This is a genomic window from Virgibacillus doumboii (genome assembly GCF_902806455.1).
In the GTDB taxonomy this organism is placed as follows: Bacteria; Bacillota; Bacilli; order Bacillales; family Amphibacillaceae; genus Lentibacillus; species Lentibacillus doumboii.
Map to the genome: position 1 here is coordinate 1,761,558 of NZ_CADCWQ010000001.1, position 25,432 is coordinate 1,786,989.

Here is a 25,432-nt window from a genome sequence, read left to right on the forward strand (position 1 = left end):
CAGCCAAATTATCCAAACTAAACTTAAAAAGGTGAGTACATGGCATATATATGTTCACTTGGTTTAGGTGTCCCGTCACATGAGTTGTCACAGCAGACAATCAAAGAATTAGTAAAGAATATTTTTACCTTCTCTGATAGACAACTAACCAGGTTATTACCTGTATTTGATAATGCTTTGATAGATAAGCGACAATTTGTTGTTGAACAAAATTGGTTTAAAGAAAGTCATTCGTTTCAGGAAAAAAATGACTTGTATCATTCACACGCTAAAGAATATTCATTGCAGGCAATCGATGAATGCCTGACAAACAAGCAGTTTCTGACACAAAATGTTCCGTATGAAGCGATTGATATGATTATTTTTGTTTCAAGCACAGGTATATCCACTCCCTCAATGGATACATATTTAATGAATGAACGGAACTTCAGGGAAGATATTACCCGAATGCCATTATGGGGACTTGGTTGTGCAGGTGGAGCCATTGGTTTATCTCGTGCATATGATTGGCTTAAGGCACACCCGGATAAAACTGTGCTGTTAGTTTGTTGCGAACTCTGCAGTCTTACGTTCCAAAAAGATGACATCCAAAAAAGTAATTTGATTGGAACGGCTCTTTTCGGGGACGGAATAAGTGCTGCATTGCTGGCAGGGGAGGAATCACAATACCTTTCCCATTGCAGGCAATCTATCCCCCGAATAACCCGAACAAGTTCTTCCACAAAGAAAAACAGTAATGCAATTATGGGTTGGAATGTCAGCAATAATGGGTTGGAAGTTATATTTTCAAAGAGTATTCCTTCGCTTGTACGGAGCTTTTGGGATCGGCATATCGAGGAGTTTATGAATCAAAACCGATTAACCACTGGTAATGTACATTCTTTCATTGCACATCCCGGAGGTAAGAAGGTACTGGAAGCAATGGAGGAAGTACTGAAAGTCCCCAGTGAAAAATTCAAACATTCATATGGTGTTTTAAAAAATCATGGGAACATGTCGTCATCAACAGTACTTTATGTTCTTTATGAATGGATGCGGGAAGACATGCCGGAACAGGAAGTAAGTATATTATCAGCGTTGGGCCCGGGGTTCAGCTCGGAATTACTGTTAATGGAGTGGGATAAAAGATGACAACCTGGATGTGGCTGTTTATTATTGCAGTTATCGCACAGAGGCTTGCTGAGTTATACATTGCCAAACGCAATGAAGTTTGGATGAAGAGCAAGGGTGGGATTGAGAAAGGTGAGAAGCATTATAAATTGTTTATTCTTCTCCATTGTTTATTTTTCACGTCGATGATTTTAGAGGCCACGTTGTATGATCACTCTTATGCAGGGCTAAATTATTTTTTGCTTTCTATCTTTGTTTTATCACAAATTGGAAGGATCTGGTGCATCCAGACGTTAGGAAAGTTCTGGAATACCAAAGTAATCGTATTACCAGGCGTGGCATTAATCAAAAAAGGACCATACAAATATGTAAAACATCCGAATTATATAATTGTTGCTGCTGAACTGTTTGTTATTCCATTTCTTATTGGTGCACCTATTACTGGAATGATTTTCCCGGTTCTTCATTTACTGTTGTTAAAAATACGAATTCCAAGCGAGGAAAAAGCTCTTACAAAAGCTACTCCATAATAAAACGAGGCCGTCCCTGGACAGCCTCGTTTTGATTATTTTTTATGAAAATGTTTAGCAATATACATAAATGGCGTATCAATTATTGCAACAATAAATTTAATTACATATGTCGTAAAGAAAATTTCGATCCATACAGAAGTAGGATATTCTCCGTAAAATGCTATTGTACAAAATACTGCTGTATCCAACAGTTGACTAATCATTGTACTGCCATTGTTACGCAGCCATAAAAATTTGTCTGATGGAAACATTTTACGTAATTTATCATAAATCCATACGTCAAAATACTGGCTGACAGCATAAGCCGCCAAACTTCCCAAAGCTACACGGGGTATAATCCCGAATAATGTTGCGAGTGATTCATGCGCAATATCATCTGCTCCCGGATTGAACACGAGTGCGATTTGCATCATGACAGTCATGGCGATTAGTGTGGAAAAACCTATCCAAACGGCTCTTTTGGCATCTGTTTTACCATATTTTTCGTTTAAAATATCTGTTGCAAGGTATGCTGTTCCGTAAATGATATTTCCCAATGTTGCGGTAAGACCAAATAGTTCAACCGTTTTAAGCACCTGAATATTTGCGATAACAGTAGCCATACCAATCCAAACGAACAGCCCCATTTTCCCAAACATCCGGTAGAAAGCCAGTAATAGTGCAAAATTTACCAATGCAAATAAAATCCAAATTACTTCATTTGGCATTTTGAAAATCCCTCCTTAGTTTTGATAACGCGGGAGTTTGCGAACCGCGTAAAGCAACAAAATTAATTATACGTATACGTATTACGAAAAGCAAGAAACTTTTACATCAAAAAAAGCGGTAATCCACTTGAGATTACCGCTTATATATATGATAGTAATTTTTGGTTATTTTTTAACAACGTTTGCAGCTTGCGGGCCACGCTCGCCTTCTACAATTTCAAAGTCAACTTCTTGTCCTTCTTCTAAAGACTTGAAGCCTTCTTCCTGGATTGCAGAATAATGTACGAATACATCATTTCCTTCTTCAACCTGAATAAAGCCATAACCTTTTTCTGCGTTGAACCATTTTACTACTCCGTTTTCCATGTTAAATAATCCTCCTAAAAACTTTCACGTAAAACGTGTTAATACAAAGCAGATAAATGAATATCAAAAAACAACTTCGTATAGAAGGGCAGGATCACTATCACATCCACTTCTATAGAAGTTGCCTGTCATTAATGATTCCATACATCTTCTTTGCTTGTGTCTAATATAGCTTATTTTAGGCTTCCAGTCAAGAAATTGTCTTTATAAATTTGTTATTTTTTACCGAATTCATAATACGCTTTAAAAAAACACACGATTTACCTGAAAGCGCTTTAAAAGTTGTCCAAAATTTATGTAAAATAATTGATAAATAAGTTAAACTGTAATTAGCTGAAAATAGGGGGTTATTTTTATATGAAGTCTGATATTGAAATCGCGCAACTTGCTGAATTAAAGCCAATCGGAGAAATTGCCGGAAAGCTGGATCTTACCGAGGGAGACTGGGAGCCATACGGTCATACGAAAGCAAAACTGTCAGATTCATTACTGAACAAGCTAAAAAATAAACCTGATGGGAAAGTAATATTGGTAACATCCATTAACCCGACACCTGCTGGAGAAGGCAAATCAACTGTTACTGTTGGACTTGGACAGGCACTTAATAAAATAAATAAAAACGCAATAATTGCTTTGCGTGAACCATCCTTGGGACCGGTTATGGGTATGAAGGGCGGAGCAGCAGGAGGAGGTTATTCCCAGGTGCTGCCGATGGAAGACATCAATTTACACTTCACCGGTGACTTGCATGCAATAACAAGTGCGAATAATGCATTATCAGCGATTATTGATAACCATATCCATCGTGGAAATGAATTAAATATCGATCCACGACGAATTGAATGGAAGCGTGTTATGGACATGAATGATCGTGTATTGCGTCAAATAGTTGTTGGTTTAGGTGGTCCTTTGCGCGGTGTTCCAAGGGAAGATGGGTTTAATATTACCGTTGCCTCAGAAATTATGGCTATTTTATGCCTGGCAACAAGTATAGATGATTTAAAAGAAAGACTGTCACGAATTGTTATTGGTTATACGTATGACGAAGAACCAGTCACTGTTAAAGACTTAAAAATCGAAGGAGCACTCACGCTTTTACTAAAAGACGCGATCAAACCCAATCTTGTGCAAACATTTGAAAATACTCCCGCAATCATACATGGAGGGCCATTTGCTAATATTGCACACGGATGCAACAGTATTATGGCGACGAAATCTGCTGCCAAACTGGGTGATTATGTAATTACCGAAGCTGGATTTGGAGCTGATTTAGGTGCTGAAAAGTTCCTCGATATCAAGTCCCGTGCCGGTAATATTGATACGGATGCAGTTGTAATTGTTGCCACTGTAAGAGCATTAAAAATGCATGGCGGAGTGGCAAAAGATAATTTAAAAACTGAAAATGTGGAAGCATTAAAAGCAGGAATGAAAAATCTGGAGAAACATATTGAAACAATTGAATATTTTGGTTTACCGTTTGTAGTCGCTATTAATAAATTTCCTGCAGATACAATTGCTGAAACAGATTTTATTACAGATTGGTGTAATGAGAGAAATATTGATGTGGCTTTAGCTGATATATTTGCAAAGGGTGGCGACGGCGGTATCGAACTGGCCGAAAAGGTTGTAGAGAAAGCTGATTCCACCGAAAGGGATTTTAAAAGGATTTATGACCTGGAAGACAGTCTGGAAACAAAAATTAGGAAAGTAGCACAAACAGTTTATGGTGCGGACGATATAGAAATGTCCACAAGGGCCCAAAAACAGCTCAATTTTTATGAACAGCAAGGATGGGGAAAGCTGCCAATTTGCATGGCAAAAACGCAATATTCATTATCAGATGATCCTTCCCTATTGGGTAGACCAACTGGCTTTACCGTTAAAATTAGAGAACTGAGACCATCCATTGGAGCCGGTTTTATTGTAGTGCTGACAGGGGATATGATGACAATGCCGGGACTGCCGAAACATCCGGCTGCATTGAATATGGATGTAGTGGATGATGGAAAGATTGTGGGTTTATTTTGATGAATAACCAAGAAAAATTAACAGCGATTCGCGTTTATGTCTATGATATTTTCAATGACGATGCAACCGGTCATGACTTCTTCCATATGAAGCGGGTCGCTAATACAGCCAAAGCGATTGCAGAGTACGAGAAAGCAGATATATTCATATGTGAAGCCGCAGCATGGATACACGACGTTGGGGATGGAAAGCTTTTTTCAGACAGTGAAAAAGAACTGGAGAAACTTGAGGAATTTTTACATTCGTTAAATTGTACTTCACAACAAATTGACTATATTAAAACTGCAGCCAAAGATGTTTCTTTCAGTAAAGGAAAGACACCTGTCACCCTCGAAGGGAAGATTGTCCAAGATGCGGACCGGCTTGATGCGCTTGGAGCTATCGGTATTGCACGAAGCTTTGCCTTTGGTGGTTCAAATGGGCAATTAATCTGGCATGACAGTAATCATAATAATACATCGGTACAGCATTTTTATGATAAACTGCTTAAATTAAAAAATATGATGAATACGGATACAGCTAAACAAATTGCCGAAGAGCGACATCGTTTTATGGAAAAATTCCTGGAACAATTTTTTAAAGAATGGTAAGTATCCGGGAGAAAATTAAATATCGAGTAGAAAGCAATTTACTTTCTACTCGATATGTCTAATCACTTACTGTTTCTTTTTCAATTCTGCCGCTGCCGAGCAACCAATTATGCTGGAAGATTTCAGTTACCGCAAGCAGCGCACCAGTCAATATCGCTCCGAAAAAAGTAACTTCCGTATCCACTAAGAACATCGAACCGAAATAGACAATCAACGTGGAAGCAATAAAATCCATAAACACACTTAACCAATTTGTTTCTTCACGTAACATAGCTCTCTCCATAAAATAACCTGCAAAAGCTAACACAACTCCAAGAATAATAGGTTGATACCAGTACCCGAAGTCAACATTTGGAAATATCCATGAAGCAAGAAACAGGCTAATTGGGCATATAATTAATTTTACTATTAATCCGGTCATTTCTATACCACCTTTACAGTTTATACATTATTAGTATTTACCATAAAAGCAGGATTAATCCGGAATAATACCAATAAACACTAATTTACTCTTCTGGCACCCAGGTACCGTTGATTCCAATACGAATTCTTCAATTTGCTTATTTCTACCCCGCGTGACTCACCAGCGTGAATAAATTTACCATTACCAATATAAATTCCCATATGAGAAGGTCCGGGTTTATACGTTTCAAAAAATACCAGATCTCCAACTGAAGGGCTGTTTACATGTTGTGTAAAATTCCACGTATCACTGACCGTCCGGGGCAAAGTGATGTTTTGTGTGCCAAAAATGTATTGTATAAAACCACTGCAGTCAAATCCGCTTGGTGATTCACCACCCCATACGTATGGAGTTCCTATTTGTGCATATGCTTCTTCAATAACTTTTGTGTATGTCGCACCTGTAACGTCAACCTTCTTAGGTTCCTGCTGTTCCTCTTTTGTCTCTTTTTTAACTGTCTCTTTTTCGACTTTTTGTTCAACTTGTTCATCGTCTGATTCATATAACGCTGTAAGGGATGATTGTGATACTTCATTCACCAGATCAAGGTCATGTTCTTTTTCTGCAGTTTCCAGTGCTTTTTTTGTAAGAGGACCATAGATTCCGTCAATTTCACCTGTGTAATAACCAAAATACTCCAATGCCTTCTGTACAATTTTAACGTCTTCACTGTGCATACCCGGATAAATAGATTCTGACATATTTTTAATTTGGTCCATGTATTTTTTCTTTTCTTTTACAATCATTACATTTAATGTTTTAAAATCGCCTTGACCGGTAACTTTTATGTTGTTGTCTGCCTGAAACTTTTTTAGGGCATGCTCGGTTAATACGGCAAAATCACCATCAATTTCATCTTCATAGTAGGATAGTTTGTTAAGTTTGTGCTGAAGTATCCGAACAACCTCTCCTTGCTGTCCATACTGCGCTTGCCCGGCTTCCATTAATTGTTTATTCTGAAGTACAGGATATGCATCAACGTAAACAGCAAACGGTTGACTTAACACGTAGCTGTATAGAACTGAGTGTTTAACTACTTGCTCGACAGTACCATTCAGCATGCAAATATCCCCTTTCCTGTAGACTCTTCTTAACAGATTTATGTCGATTTCATGTTGATTATGCTCCTTCCAGTTTACGTTTGTGTTACAATAAATTAAGTTATAATGATACATAAATATTTTTGTATTATGATCGATATGTGGAGGATGATAACATGCCAAAAGGTGAACAAGCCTATCTTGATTTGTGTAAACATGTACTGGAAAATGGAACTAAAAAAGAAGACCGGACCAATACTGGCACATATTCCGCTTTTGGTCATCAAATGCGTTTTGATCTTAGTCAAGGCTTTCCGCTTCTTACGACAAAGAAGGTTCCATTCCGTTTAATTGCAAGTGAATTGTTATGGTTTATTAAAGGGGATACGAATATCCGTTATCTATTGCAAAACAATAATAATATTTGGAATGAATGGGCTTTTAAGAATTGGGTGGAAAGTGCAGATTACGTCGGACCCGACATGACAGATTTTGGTAATCGGAGTCAGCGGGATTCTGAATTTAATCAGGTATATCAAAAACAAATGGGTATCTTTAAAGAAAAAATTTTGCATGATGATGCTTTTGCTGGTCAGTTTGGGGATCTGGGATCGGTTTACGGAAAACAGTGGCGTGACTGGAAAACCTCTTCAGACGAGACAATTGATCAATTAAAAAACGTGATTGATTCAATTCGCAACAAACCGGATTCCCGCAGACATATTGTATCGGCATGGAATCCAGAAGATATTCCCAATATGGCATTGCCGCCGTGTCACACGTTGTTTCAATTTTATGTAGCAGAAGGCAAACTTTCTTGTCAGTTGTATCAGCGCAGCGGTGACGTATTTCTTGGTGTGCCCTTCAATATCGCAAGTTATGCCCTGTTGACCTTGCTGATTGCTCATGAGTGCAATCTTGAACCAGGTGAGTTTGTTCATACACTGGGTGATGCACATATATACTCGAATCATGTTGAACAAGTAAAAACCCAGCTTGGCCGTGATAATAGGGCGTTTCCGGAACTGAAGATAAATAAAGATAAACATTCCATTTTTGACTTTGAATTATCCGATTTTGAATTGGTTAATTATAACCCGCATCCGTCGATAAAAGCACCAATTGCAGTTTAGTCATTATTTCAAGGAGGGAAACCGTTTATGATTTCGTTACTTGTAGCTATGGATAGCAACCGAACGATTGGTGCTGAAGGTGATTTACCCTGGCGTTTACCAAATGACCTGAAATTTTTTAAAGAAAAAACTACCGGCAACACGATTATTATGGGTAGAAAGACCTTCGAATCAATCGGAAAAGCTTTGCCAAATCGTAAAAATGTGGTAATTACACGGCAACAAACTGATTTTCCTGACGGGTTGGATGTAATTGATAATCTCGATATAATCCGTGAATGGACTAAAGAAAATCCCGACAAAGAATATTTCGTTATTGGGGGAGGCAATATCTTTAAACAGATACTGCCTGATGCAGACCGTATGTATATTACACTGATTGATGAAATATTTGAAGGAGATACATACTTCCCTGAGTTTTCTGATAAAGAATGGACGATAACAACAAAAGAAAAAGGGGAGAAGAATGAGAAGAATCCCTACGATTACTATTTTTTGCAATATGACCGAAAATGATAGGCAGTGATTGCATATGAATATTTGTGGAGTTGTTCTCACCGGCGGAGAGTCATCCCGTATGGGAACGAATAAGTCGTTACTGACATTAACCGGCAAACCAGTTATTGAGCATATTACTACTGAACTCAAAACTTGCAGTAATTCGGTTTCAGTAATTACTAATGATCCTCCATCATATAAGTTTCTTGGTACAAATTTATACGCGGACAGATATCCTGGTAAAGGTCCATTAGCTGGTCTTGAATCGGCGATTTACCATGGTGATGCGAGTGTATACTTATGTGCAGCTTGTGACATGCCATTTGTAAGTAAGGAAGTTTATAATTATTTATTGAACGCTTTACAGGACTTTGATGCAGTTATTCCAGTTTATAATAAAAAACTCCACCCGCTTTCCGGAATTTATACCAATAAAATATTGCCGAAAATACAGCAGCAATTGGATAATGACGAACGAAAGGTCAGGGGACTGTTTGATCATATTAGCGTCAATTATATTAGTACGTACGGGAACATTCCGGAAAATGTTTTAACAAGACATTTTTTTAATATGAATTATCCGGATCAGTATGAATCGGCAAAGCTGTTATAAGTTGTTAAATAATCGATAGTCGTGTTAAACTATATACGATTAGTGATAGATTTAAGGAAAAATTTGAACGTTTTGTGTATTTTTTATGTGATTATATAAAATTTAGTCATTTAGATTTATAATAAGAACTAACTACAAATGAGGTGTACATATGTTTTCAAGTATTGGATTTCCAGGATTACTCTTAATCCTACTTATTGCTCTAGTTATATTTGGTCCAAAAAAACTGCCTGAAATCGGTAAAGCGGCCGGCCAAACGCTGCGTGAATTCAAACACTCGGCAAAGGATCTGACAGGGGATGTTACCGATGAGGTTAAAGAAACAAAACAGATCGTTAAAGGGGAAAACAGCAAATAATTCTGTGGAGTGATATAAATGTTCAGTAGCATCGGTTTTCCAGGGTTAATTTTAATTCTAATCATTGCATTGATCGTTTTCGGCCCCTCTAAATTGCCCGAAATCGGCAAAGCTGTTGGCAGTTCGTTAAAAGAATTCAAAAATGCAACAAAAGATATTGTTTCAGATGATGATTCCCGTAAAAATGATAAATCATCGAATAAATAATTGAGTTTGCGAAGGTGTAGGGGGAGATTCCTTACATCTTCTTTTGTGCTGGGAGAGTGTAAGAATGTCTGAAGATGAACGATATGAACATAAAAAAGAAATGAACGTGGTCGGGCATTTATCTGAATTAAGAAACAGGCTTATTGTAACTGCGATTATTTTCATCGCATTGTTTATTGTCGGGTTTATCTATGTTGAACCGATTTATTACTTTTTTGAAAACGATCTTAACTTCAAATTGACCATTACCGGGTTAACTGATACTGTTTCCGTATATTTAACTCTCGCGGGACTTGTTGCCATAATTGGAACATTACCACTTTTATGCCTGCAAATATGGTTGTTTATTAAACCGGGTTTAACTAAATCAGAACAGAAAGCTTCATTAATTTATATCCCGGCTGTATTCATTTTATTTATTGGCGGACTGGTCTTTGGGTATCTTATTTTTGTTGAACTTATTATTCCATTTTTGCTCTCGCTTAACGATGGTATGTTTAACGAATTATTTACATATGACAGGTACTTCAAATTGTTGTTTCGAATTGTTATCCCGTTTGCAGTTTTCTTTGAACTTCCAATTGTTGTTATGTTTTTAACTTCCTTGGGAATACTTACGCCGGCATTTTTGCGAAAAACGAGAAAGTACGGCTATCTTATTCTTGTTATCGTTGCAGCGATGATTACTCCTCCAGATTTTGTGTTACAGCTTGTCGCAGCGGTACCATTAATCCTTTTATATGAAATCAGCATTTACTTATCCGGAATCGTTTATCGTAAAAAGCTTAAAAAACACCGGGAATTTATGGAGAAGGACAGTTTTGAATAGGGGGGAAAATCCATGCGTTCGTTTTACCATTATATGATGACCTACAGGGGAAAAAAGCAAGCAGATGATATAAGCCGGCTTGCTGACTGGATGTTTCATGATCATGATTTCCCCAAACATTCTGCAGACTATGATGAAATCAGCGATTATTTGGAATGGAACAGCCCTTTTGTAAATGCATTGAACGTATTTGATCAGCTTTGGGATGCTTATAAAAATAAAAGTATTAATTAAGCTCTGGTATTTCCAGAGCTTTTATATGGATACAGCTATTATATCGTGGAAAGGTATTGTAAGTTTTGTATCACTTATCGTCCATAAAGTAAGATTATTTGCATCACTATCCAGCACAGTAATTATTCCATTTTGATTAAAAATTTCTCCATTTGAATAATAGGATAGTGTAACTGCTGCCTGACTTTTAAATGCTTCCAGTATTTGTCCATTAAGCATCTCTATTTGCTGTGAATCCAGTACAGGCCTTGCTGTTTTATGATCCTCCTGCCACATTTCTTTAAGCAGCTTGACATGCTCCGGAAGCATTAATGATATCCATTTTATCGTACCACGGTCATTTGACATTTTTAATCACCTCATTATTATTATATACGAACATAGGTTCCTAATTCAATTAAAAAATGGTTGAACAAACGTTTGATTAACTTAAATTTATTATCATTTGTTGTGCATAAATATCCACAAATTCACATTGTTTCGTCAAAGTTTGCATAATATTTGTTAGTTTATGTTGTATCATGCGGTTGCCCGGGAAATATTTACTGAAATAAGGTTAGAAATGGTTCATAAAATCGTCAAAATAATGAGTCGTTTTAACAATTATGATAGCTTATACTAAAGATATAAGAGTAGGAAAGAAGGGATAATATGTTTACAGCAATTGTATTTGGTATTATTCTCACAGGAACCATTGGATTTATTATTGCATCCGAGGTAAGCGCTGACTAATCATCTTCAAAACCTTTACTGGCGACAGTAAAGGTTTTTTATCCAATTCAGTGATTACTGCCTACACCCTTTTACAATTAATACGTACAATAATCTAGAAAATTGTATTTGAAAGGGAGGATATTATGGTATGGCCCATACAGCAGCTGCCGCCGAATAATCAACCATCTATGAACCGTGGTTTTCAGGGAAACAATATGCATCCGATGATGTACCGAAATTTGCCACAACAACCTGGTCGAAGTTTGCTTTCTCCGGACCGGATCGGAGGACTTACTCAAAAGTTGAATAATGTACAGCAAGTATTGAAAGTTATTCAAACTACAGCCCCAATCGTGCAGCAATATGCCCCAATAGTCAAAAATATTCCAACGATGTTCCAATTAATGAAAGCGCTAAAAGAAAGTGATGATACAGACGATGACGAGGATGATGAACTGGAGGAATCAGACAATCATTTAGAGGGTGAAGAGGAGGAGGCAGGTGAAACTGCTGTTTATACTGAGGCGCAGGTTGAAACCGACAACCAAATAACTAATGACAATACTGGTAAATCCACACCAAAACTATATATATAACTATAGGCGCACAACTTGATTTTTTTTACTAAAAGCGGAAAAATAGGGATAAGATATACATGAACTGAATGGAGGGATTTCATTGTCCACGGAATTAGCAACATTTGCAGGCGGATGCTTTTGGTGTATGGTAGAACCATTCGATGAGCGCCCGGGTATTATAAGTGTCGTTTCGGGTTATACAGGTGGAGATGTGGAAAATCCAACATATGAACAGGTGTGCTCGGATACTACAGGGCATGTGGAAGCGGTACAAATTGAATTCAATCCTGAAATCATGCCTTATGGTAAACTAGTGGAGATTTTTTGGCAGCAGATCGATCCAACCGATGCGGGCGGTCAGTTTAATGACAGGGGTGAGTCATACCAGACTGCTATTTTTTATCATAATGAAAAACAGCTGGAGGTTGCGGAACAATCAAAACAAAGGCTGGAGGAAAGTGGAAAGTTCTCCAAACCGATAGTCACTCCTGTAATCCCTGCGAAGGCATTTTACCGGGCAGAGGAAAACCATCAGGATTATTATAAAAAACAGTCGTTTCATTATCGGTTATATAAAAAAGGATCTGGCAGAGAGGATTTTATTAAAAAGAACTGGCAGCAAAAACCCGACAAATCCAAACTAAAAGAAAAATTAACCCCAATTCAATATAGTGTCACACAGGAAAATGGTACGGAAAGACCGTATGACAACGAATATTGGGATAATGAACAAGAGGGGATTTATGTTGATATTATATCTGGTGATGTACTATTTTCATCACATGATAAATTTGACGCGGGCTGTGGGTGGCCAAGCTTTACAAAACCGGTAGATCCTCATCAGGTAAATGAAAATACCGATACCTCACATGGTATGATCCGTACGGAAGTAAGAAGTAAAAATGCAGATTCTCATTTAGGACATGTTTTTGATGATGGGCCAAAAGATAAAGGTGGTCTGCGTTACTGTATGAATTCAGCTGCCATGCAGTTTATTCGAAAAGAAGAAATGAAAGAAAAAGGGTACGAAGAATATTTATATCTTTTTAAATAGAGTATACAATAATATAATTATGTAAACTAAAGAGGGAGTGATGGCAAATGATTCATTTGAACTGGGAGAACCGTAAAACTATTAAAAAGATTGAGTGTGTTCATGCGGATGCAAAAAAGTTTGTTGTGCATAATAAACTGACACCCGGTAAACAGTACGATGTAAAAAATGAGACAGAAGAATTTTATTTTATAATTGACAACAGTAACCGCTTAGGAGGTTTTCTTAAAGATTATTTTAAAGAGGTAAAATAACAGGCTGCGACCTGTTATTTTTTATATATGAGTCAATAAACTTTTTTAAACGTTTTCTATTCTTGGTATTTAATGATATAATTAATATATTATAAAAATATTTCAAATTTTTCTATTAACACTTTTGGAAAGGGGCTGAATCAGATTGAAAAATATATATTTGCTTCGTCACTGCTCAGCAAATGGACAACATATAGATTCGCCGCTGACAAGTGAAGGCATAAGGCAAGCACAATTACTTAATACCTTTTTTACGGAAAAGGATATTGTTGCTGACAGGATCATCTCAAGTCCATATTTACGTGCTATCGAAAGTATCAAGCCTTATGCGGAGGAAAATAATTTGGAAATCAATGTGGATAACCGGTTAAAGGAACGTATTTTAAGTGAGTATCCAATAGATGACTGGATAGAAGTACTGGAACAATCATTTTCTGATTTTGATTTCAGCCTGCCAGGCGGTGAATCCGGTAACGATGCCATAAAACGTGGTAAATCAGTTATTGACAATATTTTTTCAGATGAAAGTGCGACAAATGTTATTATGGTTAGTCATGGAAATTTAATTGCCTTGTTACTTCATCAATATGATCGCAATTTTGGTTTTGAAGGGTGGAAGAATCTCCGAAACCCTGATATTTATTTAATCAATATTGATGATGACAAATATTCCATTCAATGCTTATGGAACGGTTAATGTGTTCTTACAGGTACAGATTGGCCAGCATGATTCCCAGAGTTTCCTGGTATATTTCATCAAATTGACTAAACGGCAGCGGGTTAACACCACTTCCTAATTCAACTGTAAAACCCGGCCGTCTGAAATCCTGAATAAACCAATCTTTGTATCCTGCATAACTATCTACATACCTAATTGGTCGATAGCCGCTTACACGTGCGTATTCGTTTACGATATCCTGTGAAACGGGCGGCTCCAAGCCTTCAAAGCCCCAATAAATTACTTCTCCTTGTGTATGAAATGCATTCACTCGCAGAAAGTTTCTTTCTCGTGCCAATTCAGCCATCGCAATTGACTCTGGTTCCGATAAAGGGTAGGGACCAGGATAATCTCTTGGTTGCGGCGAATCAGGTTTTCGTTGTGCCTCAATCTCCCAGAGTGCCGGATATTGATTATTTAAGTCAACACCGGAAATATTCGCTTTCCAACTAGAAAAGTCTGTGTTTTGATTATTAATTGACAAAACCTGTTCCTGGTACTGGCCTGCAGCAGATGCGCCATTTAATACCAGATTGACACCATCCGGATTTACCATTGGGACAACCGATAAGCGTGTATCATTAAATAATGGCAGCATATTCAAACCACGAATTGGTCGTTTGTTCGTAAACGAAAGGGCATATTCATTTATAAATCGCATAATAACCGGTGTTGTTATCCATTCATTGGCATGAAAAGACCCATCAATATGAACTTGTTTACCGCCATTTCCTATTTGCAGTTCGATTAAATCCTTGCCCATTACTGAGCTGCCAATCACTTGCCTGAAGATAAACGGATAAACCAATAAAAGATTATTCATATCTCGTACCATTTTTTCGAATGTATAATTATTAAAATCAGATAAAATCAAATTATCCACGCGTTGTGGAATAACAATTGATTGCCCTATTTGAAGGCTGGCCGAATCAATATTCTGGTTTGTCAATAATAGCATATCTACCGGGATATTATACCGGATTGCAATATTCCATAATGAATCATTTGCAGCAATTTGATAATCACTTTTGATATATCCTGGCAGTTGAACAATTTGTCCTACTGTAAGTTGATTTGCATTTATCTGAGGATTCGACTGTTCTATTAAAACGAGTGGAATATCAAACAACTGGCTGTAATACCAAAATGTATCAGTAGATCTTACAATTATTTCCATGTACATTCTCTCCTCTATATACGAATAATAAATAATATGTATAAACGCCTGACTATGTGTATTTTCAACTTGAAAGAAAAGGAAATATTCTGTAGTATTGTTTATAGAATTTATGGTATTTGCCCTTACATAATAGGAGGAGATATACTTGGCATTTGTTATTACGTCACCATGTATAGGTGAAAAATCCGGCGAATGTGTCGAAGTTTGCCCGGTTGATTGTATAGAAGAAGGAAAAGATATGTTTTATATTGATCCGGACATTTGCATTGACTGCGGAGCATGTGAAGCCGTCTGCCCGGTTGAGGCAATATACATGGAAGATGAGGTTCCGGAAGAAGAAAACGAATATATTGCATTAAATCGCAAGTTTTTTGAAGAGCAATAGACTGTTGCCGCTACTCCTGATAGTAGCGGCATTATTTTATGGAAAAATCAGTGTATCCCTTATGTTCTTCTTTGGTATCCAGCTTTAAATCGTCAACCCGGATAAACCGGTTAAAGCCTTTTTTTAACTCATTTATAAATGCATTAACTGCTTGTTCATCACCCTCAGCCTCGAGTTCAACCGTACCATCCGTTTTATTTTTGACCCATCCCGAAAGGTTATATTCATTTGCTTTCTGCATCGTTGAATACCGAAAGCCTACACCCTGAACACGACCAATTACGACAGCATGTACAAACATTAACATCACCTCTATATTAAAGTATTACCGAAGACCGGGAAGACCTTGGCAGAATAAACTTTTTGATCTGCAAATTAGATTTGACAATTATTTTACTTTTTCCATGTGATAAATGTCACATATGTTGAAATCTTCTCACGAATTAATTGTTCAGGAAAATATTACATGATATGCTACACCTAAAGATGAATTGCTTCTATTCTCATTATAACTATTTTGAGAAATAAATAATACTGAAAGAGGTGAACATTTTATGTCAGGTCCTGCGCTGAAACATGTCGACAGTCACACGGCCATCCATGAAGCAGCATTAAATGAAGCGATTGAACTAACCAATCTGCTTGATAAGCTTGTCAAAGACAATCAAATAGAAAAAGCCTCGGAACTATCCTATGTTCTAATTGAACAGTGGGAAACGAGAACACTAAGGCATGCGGACTCTGAAGAAGAAGGGTTATACAAAGAAATAGTTGAGGAAAAACCTGAATTAAAAGATGATATTGTTGCCTTAATCAGAGATCATGATTTGTTAAGAATACTTGTTAAAAAAATTAAATCAACACTGAAGGACAATGGTGTTAGTGATGCCGTTGTTCAGCAATTTCAATCGTTGATTATCGTAGACGAACTGCATAATGAAAAAGAAATGGAAGTACTGCCGGATCACTGATTGAAAAGAACGATTGCAGCTGTGGAGGTGAAAGGCATGGAGTCAAAACAATCTGGTAAGGAACAGCCCTTACGAGTGGTTTTGCCAGAATTATATACTTTTGTAACGGAGGGATTGGAAGATCTCCATAACATTCATCCTTATGATATTCAGTTATACGGGGTGGAAGAAGAAACCGGATATCAGCTGATTTTTTATTTCGGCGAAGGGTATTCACACCAGGAATCAATATTCTTTTCTCATAGTTCAATAGAAAAAAAGGATAGTGAGATAACTGATTTCGTTGAAAAATTTGGAGAATCCTGTAAAGAAGTAATGATAGCTGATTATTTTAAGATGATGAAACCATAGTGACTTCAAATAGAAAAGGGGAAAATATAATGTTTTTGTTTGAAGATGATGTTAGTTATGTTCAGGATAGAGAAGATTTACTTGCACTCTTGAAAATGAGGTTTGGTGAAGTTCCGCCAAAAATTGTTGAATCAATTTATGCCATCGAGCAGTATGACACATTGGAACGTTTAATAATAGTAGCTTCAAATGTACCAAGCTTAAAAGTTTTTATTGAAGAATTGGAAGCTGGTTCAGGCAGTTTTAAAATCCTTGGCGAACGATTTAATCCAATTGAAAAAAGTGGTGGTTTAAATGAAGAGCAGTAATAAGCTATTGGAATCATTGAAACATATTCGTCATGGCAGCCGAATCAATGATGGCTGGACAGAAGAAAGTCCGCGTCCTCGTGATTCAGAAGATATATACCGGAGACGCTGGCAGCATGACAAGATTGTCAGGTCCACACATGGAGTAAACTGTACCGGATCATGCAGCTGGAAAATTTATGTTAAAGACGGGATTATTACATCTGAAACACAACAGACAGACTATCCGAGTACCGGAGATGACTTTCCGGAGTATGAACCACGCGGATGCCCTAGGGGAGCCAGTTTCTCCTGGTATACGTACAGCCCGATACGAGTAAAGTATCCATATGTTCGCAGTGACCTTTACGAGTTATGGAAACAGGAGCGGGATCAAGGTAATGACCCTGTTAAAGCATGGGAAAACATTGCTGATAACCCTGAAAAGCGTGCTAGATATGTTGGAGCCAGGGGTAAAGGCGGTTTTGTTCGTGCAACATGGCAGGACATGTGTGAAATCATTGCCAGCTCAACCATCCATACGATTAAAAAATATGGACCTGACCGTGTAGCAGGATTCAGTCCCATTCCTGCCATGTCCATGGTAAGTTATGCAGCGGGAACCCGTTTTCTCTCATTAATTGGAGGAACTATTTTAAGTTTCTATGACTGGTATGCTGATTTGCCGCCAGCTTCACCACAAGTTTGGGGAGAACAGACGGATGTTCCGGAAAGTGCTGACTGGTACAATTCCAAATACTTTATCATTTGGGGAACAAACCTGCCGCAGACTCGTACACCTGATGCGCACTTTATGGTGGAGGCAAGATATAACGGTACAAAAGTCGTCGGCGTCAGTCCGGACTATGCAGAATATGAGAAATTTGCCGATATTTGGCTCCCGGCACGTGCTGGTACAGATGCAGCTTTGGCAATGGCAATGACACACGTTATTTTAAAAGAATTTTATGTCGATAAAGAAACTCCATATTTTAATGACTATGCCAAAAAATTCACTGACCTGCCTTATTTGGTTACCGTCGATGAACATAATGGCGAATTCCGAAGTAACCGCTTCCTGCGTGCATCCGATTTAAATGATGAGCATGATCTTGGTGAATGGAAAACAATCGTGTGGAATTCTGCTACAGATCAACTGGAAGTACCAAATGGAAGTTTGGGATTCCGTTGGGATGGAGGCAGCAAATGGAACTTGCAACTGGATAAAGAAGATGGCAGTTTAATAGATCCTGAACTAAGTTTCATTAATAAACATGATGAAACGGTTACGGTGAGTTTCCCATATTTTGCAGAGAAGCAGGGGGATATCGTTAAACGTGGAGTGCCTGTCAGAGAAATAACTGACAGTTCAGGCAAAAAATTAAAAATTACTACGGTCTACGATCTGATGATGGCTCATACTGGCGTTGACCGTGGACTTCCTGGCGACTACCCTTCAGATTATAACGATCCGAAGCCATATACACCAGCATGGCAGGAGTCGATTACAGGAGTAAACAGAAACCATGCCATCAAAGTAGCAAGAGAATTTGCTGACAATGCAGAACGTACAAAAGGAAAATCCATGATTGCTCTGGGTGGCGGAACAAATCACTGGTTCCACAGTGACCAAATCTATCGGGCCATTTTAAATCTAGTGTTACTGACAGGTTCACAAGGTGTAAATGGTGGTGGATGGGCCCATTATGTTGGTCAGGAGAAAGTCCGTCCACAAGAAGGGTGGCAGCAGGTTGCTTTTGCAAATGACTGGCAAAAACCACCACGCTTCCAAAATGGAACATCCTATTTTTATTTCATGACCGATCAGTTCCGTTATGAATCAATACCGGATGAAGTGGAAAAAACAGACTGGGGCAGCAAGTATAATGCTATGCATCCTGCAGACTTAAATGCGCTGTCAGCAAGACTTGGATGGCTGCCGTCCTATCCACAGTTCTCACAAAACTCTATTAATCTGGTAAAAGAGAGCCGTGACAGAGGGGCACAAACAGAGCAAGAGATTATTGATGATGTCGTAAGTCAAATTAAAGAAGAAAAGATTGACTGGGCGATTGAAAATCCGGATGATCCAAGAAACTTCCCAAGAGTGTTTTTCAACTGGCGGTCAAACCTGCTTGGAGATAGTGGTAAAGGACATGAATTCTTTGTAAAACACTTGGTTGGCGGTGACAATCAGGTGCTTGCCGAACCGGAAAATTCATGGCAGCCAGAAACAGTGAAACTAAAAGATGAAGCACCTACCGGAAAAGCCGATCTACTTGTAAGTGTTGATTTCCGGATGACAAGTTCAGGATTATTTTCTGACATTGTACTGCCTGCTGCTACGTGGTATGAAAAGAATGATATCAGCAGTACGGATTTACATCCTTTTGTTCATCCGTTCAATGCAGCAATTTCCCCGCCATGGGAAGCAAAAAGTGACTGGAACACATTCCGTGAGATTAGTAAGGTCTTCTCAGAACTTGCTGAAAAACACCTTCCAGCAACAGAGGATCTGGTTACATCACCATTGGGACATGATTCCCCGGGTGAAATTGCGCAGTCTATGGGTAAAATTAAAGACTGGCGAAAAGGTGAGGTCGAAGCAATACCTGGTAAGACTATGCCAAGCTTTAAAGTAGTGGATCGTGATTATCCAAATGTTTACCAGAAAATGACGTCGGTAGGTCCGCTTATTAAAAAAGGCTACGGAGGTAAAGGGGTTACAATTCCAGGTGAAAAAGTTTACGACGAACTCGGTAGCCGACTCGGTAAATCAAGACGTGAAGGAATAGGAAAAGGAAATCCTGATTTGTATACGGATGAACAAGCAATAAACGCTATTCTTTTAATGTCTGGAGCCACAAATGGGAAGCGGGCTGTTGAAGGCTGGAAATCATTAGAGGTAAAAACAGGACAAAAACTTGAAGAAATTTCCAAAGCACGTGAAGAAGAAGATCATACATTACGTGATTTAAGCATCCAACCGCGTAATGCCATATCAACACCAGTTTGGAGTGGATTGGAAAAAGATCATCGCCGGTATTCGCCATTTACCGTTAATACGGAATACAACATTCCATGGCGAACATTGACTGGTCGGCAAAGTTTCTATCTTGATCATGAAATGATGCTTGATTATGGTGAAGGACTTCCACTATATCTGCCACCATTACGATATGGGCCATTTCTGAAAAAAGAAGAAGGCGTTGAGGAAAACGAAAACAAGTCAATTACAGTAAGATACTTGACGCCACACCAAAAATGGGGCATCCATACGATGTTTACCGATACAACGAATATGTCCACCTTATTCAGAGGCTGGCAGACAATCTGGATGAATGAAGAAGATGCTGCTTCAATTGACCTTAAGGATAATGATTTTGTGGAAGTTTATAACCGGAATGGAGCAATTGCCGCACGAGTAGTTGTGACCTATCGGATACCAAGAGGAATGGCTTACATGTATCACGCACAGGATCGGACGCTCGGGGTTCCGGCAACAACCATCACCAAGAATGGTGGCAAGAGGCGCGGTGGAACCCATAACAGCGTAACCCGTATCACACTTAAAGGAACACATATGATTGGCGGTTACTCACAGTTAAGTTATGGATTCAATTATTACGGCCCAACTGGTCATCAACGTGACACAATCGCAGTAATAAGAGCATTGAAGGAGGTTGACTGGCTTGAGAATTAAAGCACAGGTAGCAATGGTAATGCACTTGGATAAATGTATCGGCTGTCACACTTGTTCAGTAACATGTAAAAACACATGGACGAACCGGCCCGGAACAGAATATATGTGGTTCAATAACGTGGAAACACGACCAGGTACCGGTTATCCAAAACGCTGGGAAGATACTGATCGATTCAAGGGTGGATGGGTTCTAAAAAATGGAAAGCTTCAGTTAAAAGCAGGTGGACCTGTTTCTAAACTGATGAACATTTTCTATAACCCTGACATGGCGAATATGGAAGATTACTATGAACCATGGACATATGACTACCAAAATTTAATTGACAGTCCAAAAAGTGATAATCTTCCTGTAGCACGCCCGCAATCAGTCATTACCGGAGAATATATCGACAAACCGGAATGGGGATCCAACTGGGATGATGACCTTGCCGGCGGTAGTGAATCCGTTTCAAAAGACCCAACCGTCGAAAAACTGCAGGAACATATTTCGATGGAATATGAAAAAACATTCATGATGTATCTGCCAAGAATTTGTGAACATTGCCTGAACCCGTCCTGTGTTGCATCATGTCCATCAGGTGCACTTTATAAGCGTGATGAGGATGGTATTGTTCTGGTTGACCAGGAAGCTTGCCGCGGCTGGCGCTTCTGTATGAGTGGTTGCCCATATCACAAAGTATATTATAACTGGAACACACATAAAGCAGAAAAATGTAATTTCTGTTACCCACGAACAGAAGCAGGATTACCAACAATCTGCTCTGAAACATGTGTTGGCAGAATCCGTTATATCGGGGTTGTGCTGTATGACGCCGACAGAGTAAAAGAAGCAGCATCTGTAGAAGATCCGCAAGACCTTTATGAATCACAGTTATCTGTATTTCTTGATCCATTTGATCCGGAAATAATTGAAGAAGCAAGAAAATCAGGTATTAATGATGAATGGATTGATGCAGCACAAAATTCACCAGTATATCAAATGGCTATGAAATGGAAAATTGCGTTGCCTTTACATCCGGAATATCGCACATTTCCTATGGTTTGGTATGTGCCACCGCTTAGTCCAATCATGAATCATATTACAAATGAAGATGAACTGGACACTGACGGGTACATTCCAGCTATTGACCAAATGCGGATACCAGTGGAATACCTTGCTTCCATTCTCTCAGCCGGCGATACTGAAGTGATTCGTAAAGTGTTGCTTAAATTAATTGCAATGCGAGTTCATATGCGTGGAAAAACTGTTGGTGGTATTGATGAATTCAGACAAAGTGAACTTTTAAATGAAGCTGATACGAATCCGGAAGAAATTGAAGATATGGCCCGCTTATTGGGTGTTGCCAAGTACAACGAACGATTTGTTATTCCAACAGGAAGAAGAGAAATGGAGGATGACGAAAAACTGTACTATGAACAAGGCGCATGCAGTCTTGAAGATTTGGCACCACCTGAAGGAATAGCTGCTACATTCGGAGGTAAGTTCTAATGGAAGAGCAGGAAAGAACATTACTGGCTATTGCATCCCGTTTATTGGCGTATCCGGACGACAATTTTATCGATGAACAGTTAGACATTATAGACTCCATAAATGATAATATATCATCGGCAGAATTGCGCAAAGAACTGGAAAATGCATTAAAAGCTTTTCACCGATTAACACCGGAAGAATTAAAAAAATTGTATGTTGCAACATTTGATTTGAAAGCAAAACATGGTCTCTACCTGACTGCCCATGAGCTTGGTGACAGCAGTAAACGCGGGGCAGCAATCATAAGACTGCAAAATATTATTAATGATGCAGGATTTGAGCGGGTGGATGATGAACTGGCCGATTATATTCCAATGCTGTTTGAATTCCTTGCTGCAGCACCGGACACTCAGGAAACTGATCGGTTAGTAAGAAGGCTTGCTGTTGCAGTCAAAAGGATTCAGACCAGTATGCCGCTTGATAACCCGTATTTCAATATTTTGTATGTATTAACGGAGTACGTCTTCCCGCAACCAACCAAAGCAGAAATTAAAAAACTGGAATTTGAGCGGGAAGACGCTGATTTGGAGGAGTTGCCGTATCCAATAATGTATGGATAGAAGAAAAACTGTCAGTGGAATATGGAGTATTCCACTGGCGGGTGGTTAAACCAATAGGAGGGACAACGTGTGAGTGAAATATTTTGGTGGGTTATCTTCCCATATTTAACAGTAGCCATCATGATTTTCGGTCTGTTATATCGTTTTGCATTCCGGCAATTGACCTGGGCGGCTCCATCAACTGAGTTTTTTGAAAAGAAATGGTTGCGGTTTGGTTCACCTCTGTTTCATTGGGGGATTATCTTTGCATTTATCGGACATGTTATGGGGATTGTCATACCAATGGAATTTTATAGGGCTCTAGGTATATCCGATCACCTGTATCATATTGGTGCCGTTTATGGCGGGTCTTTAGCAGGTATAATGGTTGTTGTCGGGCTGGTCATTTTATTGATTCGGAAAATGGTCTTTGATCCAGTCAGAGTTCACGCAACATTTGCAGATTTCTTTTCGGTTATTGCACTACTTATTGTTTCGGGAGTTGGTACGTACATGACTGTTTTCGGAAACTATACACCAGCTGAATTTGACTACCGGGCTTCAATAGGGCCATGGTTCAGAAGTTTATTTATCTTAGATCCGAAATATCAGCTGATGACAGCTATTCCATTTGTTTTCAAACTGCATACTATAACAGCTTTTGGACTATTTGCTTCTATACCATTTACAAGACTGGTGCATTTTTACAGTCTGCCTGTAACATATGTAAACAGAGCTCCTCAGCAGTATCGTTCAAGGTCACAATATAAGAAAAAAAGTGTTTAATATAATTCTATAAAAAAGAACTGAAAGCATCCAGCGAATGTTTTCGGTTCTTTTTTAATTTGCTTAATCATGAAATTACTGATTAAATTTGTTACCTCTCCGCATATACATAACTATGGACAAAAAGGAGGGGAATATCATTGGGGTAATTTCAATTATGAACTATAAAGGCGGGGTAGGAAAAACAACATTGTCTGCCAACATTGCAGCTGAATTGGCTAATAGGGGAAAGCGGGTACTCCTGATTGATATGGATCCACAAACAAACTTGACACTTTCTTTTTTAAATATCGAAGAATGGCAAAGTCTCGAGTGGCAGGGACGAACAATTAAGCACTGGTATGACGACTTTTTGGATGGCTATGAAAAAACTTCACAGCTCAAAGATTTGGTTGTACATCCGGTACGCGTTAACAACAGATTAAGGCATACGGGTGGTGGAATTGATTTAATATGTTCCCATCTTGAACTGATTCATGTTGACATGGAAATTTCAAGTAAACTTGGAGGTAATTCCGAAAGAATGATTCGTAACAACTATTTAAACGTATTATCATTTCTTCAGACAAAACTGGAAGAATTAAAAGAAGCATACGATATTATTTTAATCGACTGCCCGCCAAACTTTAACCTGGTTACACAAAACGCACTGGCAGCAAGTGATGCCTTCGTTGTCCCTGCAAAAGCGGACTATCTTTCCACATTAGGCATTGATACACTAATACGTCATGTCAAAACAATGGAGGATAAATTCAACACATACATAGACGAAATAGATTCAAATGTTCCTAGGCGAATTCATCCAAATATGTTAGGTGTAATTTTTACAATGGTATCCTTTTATAAAGGAAGACCAATTGCAGCTCAACATGAATATATGCACCAGGTTGGACAAAGTCATTCGTGCTTTACCAATGTATTGCGAGAGGGGAAAACACAATTTGCAACAGCCCCCGCTGAAGGTATTCCAGTAATGCTGACAAAAGGTAACAGCCTGCCGCAAGTGATGGTTCGGGATGAGTTAAAACAAATTACAACAGAACTGCTGAATACATATGGTGAGATCCATGGGTAAGAAAGATACGGAAAAATTATTACACGTCACAATGGAATTTCTGGAAGGTTTATCTGCTAAACAGTTTCAAGCACTCGTGGAAGGAAAAGCAGTAATCCGCTTTGAACCAAAACAGGATGATAGACAGAAGCATCAGCAACTAAAGGAAAAATTAAAGCAGGAATCCAACATAGAAAAAATCCTGAATAGTCATACAAAGAAAGAGCTAATTGCCTTTTGCAAATACTATAAAATAAATATCAAAACACGAGATATTAAAAAAATGCTTATTGAAAAAATTATTCTATATATTAGAGATGATAAACCAGAAAAAGAACTAATAGACTGGAAAACAATTGAAAATGAACTGCATAACTGCAGCACACTTGATGAAGCAAAAAATATGCTTGCTAATCATAAGGATTTAAGGTTAAAAAATGACCTTATCACATTTGCAAAATCGCTTGGTATTTATGTAAACAAAAGATACTCTAAACAGGAAGTTCTGGAGCGTATTGCTGATTACACTACAGGTGCCAGGCTCAGAGGGAAAGTTATTCGACAGGATAGGTAAGAGGCTGGGACATAGTGTAAAAGTGTTAGACAACAGACGAACAA

Annotated in this window: 32 protein-coding genes; 25 read left to right on the forward strand and 7 right to left on the reverse strand. The window is 38.4% G+C overall.

All coding sequences use genetic code 11. The features are described from left to right. Positions 1-39: 39 nt before the first annotated feature. Both G6R02_RS08530 and G6R02_RS08535 read left to right on the forward strand, forming a co-directional pair. Positions 40-1,131 carry a type III polyketide synthase gene (locus tag G6R02_RS08530; RefSeq protein ID WP_164668799.1) on the forward strand — a complete coding sequence of 364 codons (1,092 nt, stop codon included), beginning with the start codon at positions 40-42 and terminating at the stop codon, positions 1,129-1,131. Continuing rightward, positions 1,128-1,640, forward strand: coding sequence for an isoprenylcysteine carboxyl methyltransferase family protein (locus tag G6R02_RS08535; protein ID WP_164668800.1), 513 nt, complete (start codon positions 1,128-1,130; stop codon positions 1,638-1,640). Before G6R02_RS08530 ends, G6R02_RS08535 begins: the two co-directional genes overlap by 4 nt. Before the next feature lie 35 nt (positions 1,641-1,675). On the opposite strand, the gene G6R02_RS08540 is transcribed toward G6R02_RS08535, so the two are convergent. Further along, positions 1,676-2,350, reverse strand: coding sequence for a queuosine precursor transporter (locus G6R02_RS08540; RefSeq protein WP_164668801.1), 675 nt, complete (start codon positions 2,348-2,350; stop codon positions 1,676-1,678). A gap of 165 nt (positions 2,351-2,515) precedes the next feature. Further along, entirely contained in the window at positions 2,516-2,716 is a 201-nt protein-coding gene (locus tag G6R02_RS08545; protein ID WP_077326602.1) for a cold-shock protein, read from the reverse strand. A gap of 357 nt (positions 2,717-3,073) precedes the next feature. Here G6R02_RS08545 and G6R02_RS08550 point away from each other — a divergent pair, with 357 nt between their 5' ends. Together G6R02_RS08550 and G6R02_RS08555 are read left to right on the forward strand one after the other, a co-directional pair. Beyond that, positions 3,074-4,744, forward strand: a complete 1,671-nt coding sequence (locus G6R02_RS08550) for a formate--tetrahydrofolate ligase (protein WP_164668802.1) — start codon at positions 3,074-3,076, stop codon at positions 4,742-4,744. Next, complete coding sequence (locus G6R02_RS08555) at positions 4,744-5,334, forward strand: HD domain-containing protein (protein WP_164668803.1); 591 nt, start codon at positions 4,744-4,746, stop codon at positions 5,332-5,334. Before G6R02_RS08550 ends, G6R02_RS08555 begins: the two co-directional genes overlap by 1 nt. Before the next feature lie 58 nt (positions 5,335-5,392). Here G6R02_RS08555 and G6R02_RS08560 read toward each other — a convergent pair whose 3' ends face one another. Both G6R02_RS08560 and G6R02_RS08565 read right to left on the reverse strand, forming a co-directional pair. Then, positions 5,393-5,755 (reverse strand): DUF2512 family protein, encoded by a 363-nt coding sequence (locus G6R02_RS08560; RefSeq protein ID WP_164668804.1) that lies wholly within the window; start codon positions 5,753-5,755, stop codon positions 5,393-5,395. 80 nt (positions 5,756-5,835) lie between these two features. After that, the gene (locus G6R02_RS08565) at positions 5,836-6,858 is read right to left on the reverse strand and encodes a C40 family peptidase (RefSeq protein ID WP_164668805.1); all 1,023 of its coding nucleotides are present in this window, start codon (positions 6,856-6,858) and stop codon (positions 5,836-5,838) included. A gap of 155 nt (positions 6,859-7,013) precedes the next feature. Here G6R02_RS08565 and G6R02_RS08570 point away from each other — a divergent pair, with 155 nt between their 5' ends. From G6R02_RS08570 to G6R02_RS08600, 7 genes are all read left to right on the forward strand, one after another. After that, the gene (locus G6R02_RS08570; protein WP_164668806.1) at positions 7,014-7,970 is read left to right on the forward strand and encodes a thymidylate synthase; all 957 of its coding nucleotides are present in this window, start codon (positions 7,014-7,016) and stop codon (positions 7,968-7,970) included. 27 nt (positions 7,971-7,997) lie between these two features. Continuing rightward, positions 7,998-8,486 (forward strand): dihydrofolate reductase, encoded by a 489-nt coding sequence (locus tag G6R02_RS08575; RefSeq protein ID WP_164668807.1) that lies wholly within the window; start codon positions 7,998-8,000, stop codon positions 8,484-8,486. Positions 8,487-8,502: 16 nt separating this feature from the next. Further along, entirely contained in the window at positions 8,503-9,081 is a 579-nt protein-coding gene (gene mobA / locus G6R02_RS08580; protein WP_164668808.1) for a molybdenum cofactor guanylyltransferase, read from the forward strand. Positions 9,082-9,232: 151 nt separating this feature from the next. Then, positions 9,233-9,439: a twin-arginine translocase TatA/TatE family subunit gene (tatA, locus tag G6R02_RS08585; protein ID WP_164668809.1), complete on the forward strand. Its 207-nt coding sequence runs from the start codon at positions 9,233-9,235 to the stop codon at positions 9,437-9,439. 18 nt (positions 9,440-9,457) lie between these two features. Continuing rightward, positions 9,458-9,646, forward strand: coding sequence for a twin-arginine translocase TatA/TatE family subunit (locus tag G6R02_RS08590; protein ID WP_164668810.1), 189 nt, complete (start codon positions 9,458-9,460; stop codon positions 9,644-9,646). Positions 9,647-9,710: 64 nt separating this feature from the next. Then, on the forward strand, positions 9,711-10,475 hold the full coding sequence (tatC, locus tag G6R02_RS08595) for a twin-arginine translocase subunit TatC (protein WP_164668811.1): 765 nt from the start codon (positions 9,711-9,713) through the stop codon (positions 10,473-10,475). A gap of 12 nt (positions 10,476-10,487) precedes the next feature. Beyond that, complete coding sequence (locus G6R02_RS08600) at positions 10,488-10,709, forward strand: YozE family protein (RefSeq protein ID WP_164668812.1); 222 nt, start codon at positions 10,488-10,490, stop codon at positions 10,707-10,709. A 21-nt stretch (positions 10,710-10,730) separates the two neighbouring features. On the opposite strand, the gene G6R02_RS08605 is transcribed toward G6R02_RS08600, so the two are convergent. Then, positions 10,731-11,057 (reverse strand): YolD-like family protein, encoded by a 327-nt coding sequence (locus G6R02_RS08605; protein ID WP_164668813.1) that lies wholly within the window; start codon positions 11,055-11,057, stop codon positions 10,731-10,733. Positions 11,058-11,566: 509 nt separating this feature from the next. Here G6R02_RS08605 and vrrA point away from each other — a divergent pair. The 4 genes from vrrA (at position 11,567) to G6R02_RS08625 (ending at position 14,006) form a co-directional block, all read left to right on the forward strand. Further along, the gene (gene vrrA / locus G6R02_RS08610; RefSeq protein ID WP_164668814.1) at positions 11,567-12,019 is read left to right on the forward strand and encodes a VrrA/YqfQ family protein; all 453 of its coding nucleotides are present in this window, start codon (positions 11,567-11,569) and stop codon (positions 12,017-12,019) included. A 76-nt stretch (positions 12,020-12,095) separates the two neighbouring features. After that, positions 12,096-13,055: a peptide-methionine (R)-S-oxide reductase MsrB gene (msrB, locus tag G6R02_RS08615; RefSeq protein WP_164670350.1), complete on the forward strand. Its 960-nt coding sequence runs from the start codon at positions 12,096-12,098 to the stop codon at positions 13,053-13,055. Between the two features lie 47 nt (positions 13,056-13,102). Then, positions 13,103-13,309, forward strand: coding sequence for a DUF6501 family protein (locus tag G6R02_RS08620; RefSeq protein ID WP_164668815.1), 207 nt, complete (start codon positions 13,103-13,105; stop codon positions 13,307-13,309). Positions 13,310-13,454: 145 nt separating this feature from the next. Next, complete coding sequence (locus G6R02_RS08625; protein WP_164668816.1) at positions 13,455-14,006, forward strand: histidine phosphatase family protein; 552 nt, start codon at positions 13,455-13,457, stop codon at positions 14,004-14,006. A 7-nt stretch (positions 14,007-14,013) separates the two neighbouring features. On the opposite strand, the gene G6R02_RS08630 is transcribed toward G6R02_RS08625, so the two are convergent. Continuing rightward, entirely contained in the window at positions 14,014-15,204 is a 1,191-nt protein-coding gene (locus tag G6R02_RS08630) for a M14 family metallopeptidase (RefSeq protein WP_164668817.1), read from the reverse strand. Between the two features lie 148 nt (positions 15,205-15,352). On the opposite strand from G6R02_RS08630, the gene G6R02_RS08635 reads away from it, so the two are divergent. Beyond that, positions 15,353-15,592 carry a DUF362 domain-containing protein gene (locus tag G6R02_RS08635; RefSeq protein ID WP_164668818.1) on the forward strand — a complete coding sequence of 80 codons (240 nt, stop codon included), beginning with the start codon at positions 15,353-15,355 and terminating at the stop codon, positions 15,590-15,592. A gap of 31 nt (positions 15,593-15,623) precedes the next feature. Here the strand turns inward: G6R02_RS08635 and G6R02_RS08640 are convergent, their stop codons facing one another. After that, positions 15,624-15,893: an acylphosphatase gene (locus tag G6R02_RS08640; protein ID WP_164668819.1), complete on the reverse strand. Its 270-nt coding sequence runs from the start codon at positions 15,891-15,893 to the stop codon at positions 15,624-15,626. Positions 15,894-16,146: 253 nt separating this feature from the next. Here G6R02_RS08640 and G6R02_RS08645 point away from each other — a divergent pair, with 253 nt between their 5' ends. The 9 genes from G6R02_RS08645 to G6R02_RS08685 all read left to right on the forward strand — a co-directional run bounded on the left by G6R02_RS08645 (position 16,147) and on the right by G6R02_RS08685 (position 25,388). Beyond that, a complete protein-coding gene (locus G6R02_RS08645) occupies positions 16,147-16,563 on the forward strand; it encodes a hemerythrin domain-containing protein (protein ID WP_164668820.1) in 417 nt (138 codons plus the stop codon). Between the two features lie 36 nt (positions 16,564-16,599). Continuing rightward, positions 16,600-16,914 carry a hypothetical protein gene (locus tag G6R02_RS08650; RefSeq protein ID WP_164668821.1) on the forward strand — a complete coding sequence of 105 codons (315 nt, stop codon included), beginning with the start codon at positions 16,600-16,602 and terminating at the stop codon, positions 16,912-16,914. Positions 16,915-16,943: 29 nt separating this feature from the next. Next, positions 16,944-17,222: a hypothetical protein gene (locus tag G6R02_RS08655; RefSeq protein ID WP_164668822.1), complete on the forward strand. Its 279-nt coding sequence runs from the start codon at positions 16,944-16,946 to the stop codon at positions 17,220-17,222. Next, complete coding sequence (locus G6R02_RS08660) at positions 17,209-20,904, forward strand: nitrate reductase subunit alpha (RefSeq protein WP_164668823.1); 3,696 nt, start codon at positions 17,209-17,211, stop codon at positions 20,902-20,904. The genes G6R02_RS08655 and G6R02_RS08660 overlap by 14 nt, the downstream gene beginning before the upstream one ends. After that, positions 20,894-22,393 carry a nitrate reductase subunit beta gene (gene narH / locus G6R02_RS08665; RefSeq protein ID WP_164668824.1) on the forward strand — a complete coding sequence of 500 codons (1,500 nt, stop codon included), beginning with the start codon at positions 20,894-20,896 and terminating at the stop codon, positions 22,391-22,393. Before G6R02_RS08660 ends, narH begins: the two co-directional genes overlap by 11 nt. After that, positions 22,393-22,995 (forward strand): nitrate reductase molybdenum cofactor assembly chaperone, encoded by a 603-nt coding sequence (gene narJ, locus G6R02_RS08670; protein WP_164668825.1) that lies wholly within the window; start codon positions 22,393-22,395, stop codon positions 22,993-22,995. The genes narH and narJ overlap by 1 nt, the downstream gene beginning before the upstream one ends. A gap of 69 nt (positions 22,996-23,064) precedes the next feature. After that, complete coding sequence (gene narI / locus G6R02_RS08675; RefSeq protein ID WP_164668826.1) at positions 23,065-23,760, forward strand: respiratory nitrate reductase subunit gamma; 696 nt, start codon at positions 23,065-23,067, stop codon at positions 23,758-23,760. Positions 23,761-23,875: 115 nt separating this feature from the next. Beyond that, complete coding sequence (locus tag G6R02_RS08680; RefSeq protein WP_281347103.1) at positions 23,876-24,835, forward strand: ParA family protein; 960 nt, start codon at positions 23,876-23,878, stop codon at positions 24,833-24,835. Continuing rightward, the gene (locus tag G6R02_RS08685) at positions 24,828-25,388 is read left to right on the forward strand and encodes a hypothetical protein (RefSeq protein ID WP_164668827.1); all 561 of its coding nucleotides are present in this window, start codon (positions 24,828-24,830) and stop codon (positions 25,386-25,388) included. The genes G6R02_RS08680 and G6R02_RS08685 overlap by 8 nt, the downstream gene beginning before the upstream one ends. Positions 25,389-25,432 lie beyond the last annotated feature (44 nt).

What these genes read in the sequence shown, in the direction of transcription:
- narJ (WP_164668825.1), top strand. Translation starts at nt 22,393, where the DNA reads ATGGAAGAGCAGGAAAGAACATTACTGGCTATTGCATCCCGTTTATTG.
- G6R02_RS08545 (WP_077326602.1), bottom strand. Translation starts at nt 2,716, where the DNA reads ATGGAAAACGGAGTAGTAAAATGGTTCAACGCAGAAAAAGGTTATGGC.
- G6R02_RS08535 (WP_164668800.1), top strand. Translation starts at nt 1,128, where the DNA reads ATGACAACCTGGATGTGGCTGTTTATTATTGCAGTTATCGCACAGAGG.
- G6R02_RS08530 (WP_164668799.1), top strand. Translation starts at nt 40, where the DNA reads ATGGCATATATATGTTCACTTGGTTTAGGTGTCCCGTCACATGAGTTG.
- G6R02_RS08550 (WP_164668802.1), top strand. Translation starts at nt 3,074, where the DNA reads ATGAAGTCTGATATTGAAATCGCGCAACTTGCTGAATTAAAGCCAATC.
- G6R02_RS08565 (WP_164668805.1), bottom strand. Translation starts at nt 6,858, where the DNA reads ATGCTGAATGGTACTGTCGAGCAAGTAGTTAAACACTCAGTTCTATAC.
- mobA (WP_164668808.1), top strand. Translation starts at nt 8,503, where the DNA reads ATGAATATTTGTGGAGTTGTTCTCACCGGCGGAGAGTCATCCCGTATG.
- G6R02_RS08645 (WP_164668820.1), top strand. Translation starts at nt 16,147, where the DNA reads ATGTCAGGTCCTGCGCTGAAACATGTCGACAGTCACACGGCCATCCAT.
- G6R02_RS08590 (WP_164668810.1), top strand. Translation starts at nt 9,458, where the DNA reads ATGTTCAGTAGCATCGGTTTTCCAGGGTTAATTTTAATTCTAATCATT.
- G6R02_RS08685 (WP_164668827.1), top strand. Translation starts at nt 24,828, where the DNA reads ATGGGTAAGAAAGATACGGAAAAATTATTACACGTCACAATGGAATTT.
- G6R02_RS08605 (WP_164668813.1), bottom strand. Translation starts at nt 11,057, where the DNA reads ATGTCAAATGACCGTGGTACGATAAAATGGATATCATTAATGCTTCCG.
- G6R02_RS08655 (WP_164668822.1), top strand. Translation starts at nt 16,944, where the DNA reads ATGTTTTTGTTTGAAGATGATGTTAGTTATGTTCAGGATAGAGAAGAT.
- G6R02_RS08660 (WP_164668823.1), top strand. Translation starts at nt 17,209, where the DNA reads ATGAAGAGCAGTAATAAGCTATTGGAATCATTGAAACATATTCGTCAT.
- G6R02_RS08540 (WP_164668801.1), bottom strand. Translation starts at nt 2,350, where the DNA reads ATGCCAAATGAAGTAATTTGGATTTTATTTGCATTGGTAAATTTTGCA.
- G6R02_RS08575 (WP_164668807.1), top strand. Translation starts at nt 7,998, where the DNA reads ATGATTTCGTTACTTGTAGCTATGGATAGCAACCGAACGATTGGTGCT.
- G6R02_RS08680 (WP_281347103.1), top strand. Translation starts at nt 23,876, where the DNA reads ATGGACAAAAAGGAGGGGAATATCATTGGGGTAATTTCAATTATGAAC.
- G6R02_RS08620 (WP_164668815.1), top strand. Translation starts at nt 13,103, where the DNA reads ATGATTCATTTGAACTGGGAGAACCGTAAAACTATTAAAAAGATTGAG.
- tatA (WP_164668809.1), top strand. Translation starts at nt 9,233, where the DNA reads ATGTTTTCAAGTATTGGATTTCCAGGATTACTCTTAATCCTACTTATT.
- tatC (WP_164668811.1), top strand. Translation starts at nt 9,711, where the DNA reads ATGTCTGAAGATGAACGATATGAACATAAAAAAGAAATGAACGTGGTC.
- G6R02_RS08600 (WP_164668812.1), top strand. Translation starts at nt 10,488, where the DNA reads ATGCGTTCGTTTTACCATTATATGATGACCTACAGGGGAAAAAAGCAA.
- G6R02_RS08555 (WP_164668803.1), top strand. Translation starts at nt 4,744, where the DNA reads ATGAATAACCAAGAAAAATTAACAGCGATTCGCGTTTATGTCTATGAT.
- G6R02_RS08570 (WP_164668806.1), top strand. Translation starts at nt 7,014, where the DNA reads ATGCCAAAAGGTGAACAAGCCTATCTTGATTTGTGTAAACATGTACTG.
- G6R02_RS08630 (WP_164668817.1), bottom strand. Translation starts at nt 15,204, where the DNA reads ATGGAAATAATTGTAAGATCTACTGATACATTTTGGTATTACAGCCAG.
- G6R02_RS08640 (WP_164668819.1), bottom strand. Translation starts at nt 15,893, where the DNA reads ATGTTTGTACATGCTGTCGTAATTGGTCGTGTTCAGGGTGTAGGCTTT.
- G6R02_RS08560 (WP_164668804.1), bottom strand. Translation starts at nt 5,755, where the DNA reads ATGACCGGATTAATAGTAAAATTAATTATATGCCCAATTAGCCTGTTT.
- G6R02_RS08650 (WP_164668821.1), top strand. Translation starts at nt 16,600, where the DNA reads ATGGAGTCAAAACAATCTGGTAAGGAACAGCCCTTACGAGTGGTTTTG.
- vrrA (WP_164668814.1), top strand. Translation starts at nt 11,567, where the DNA reads ATGGTATGGCCCATACAGCAGCTGCCGCCGAATAATCAACCATCTATG.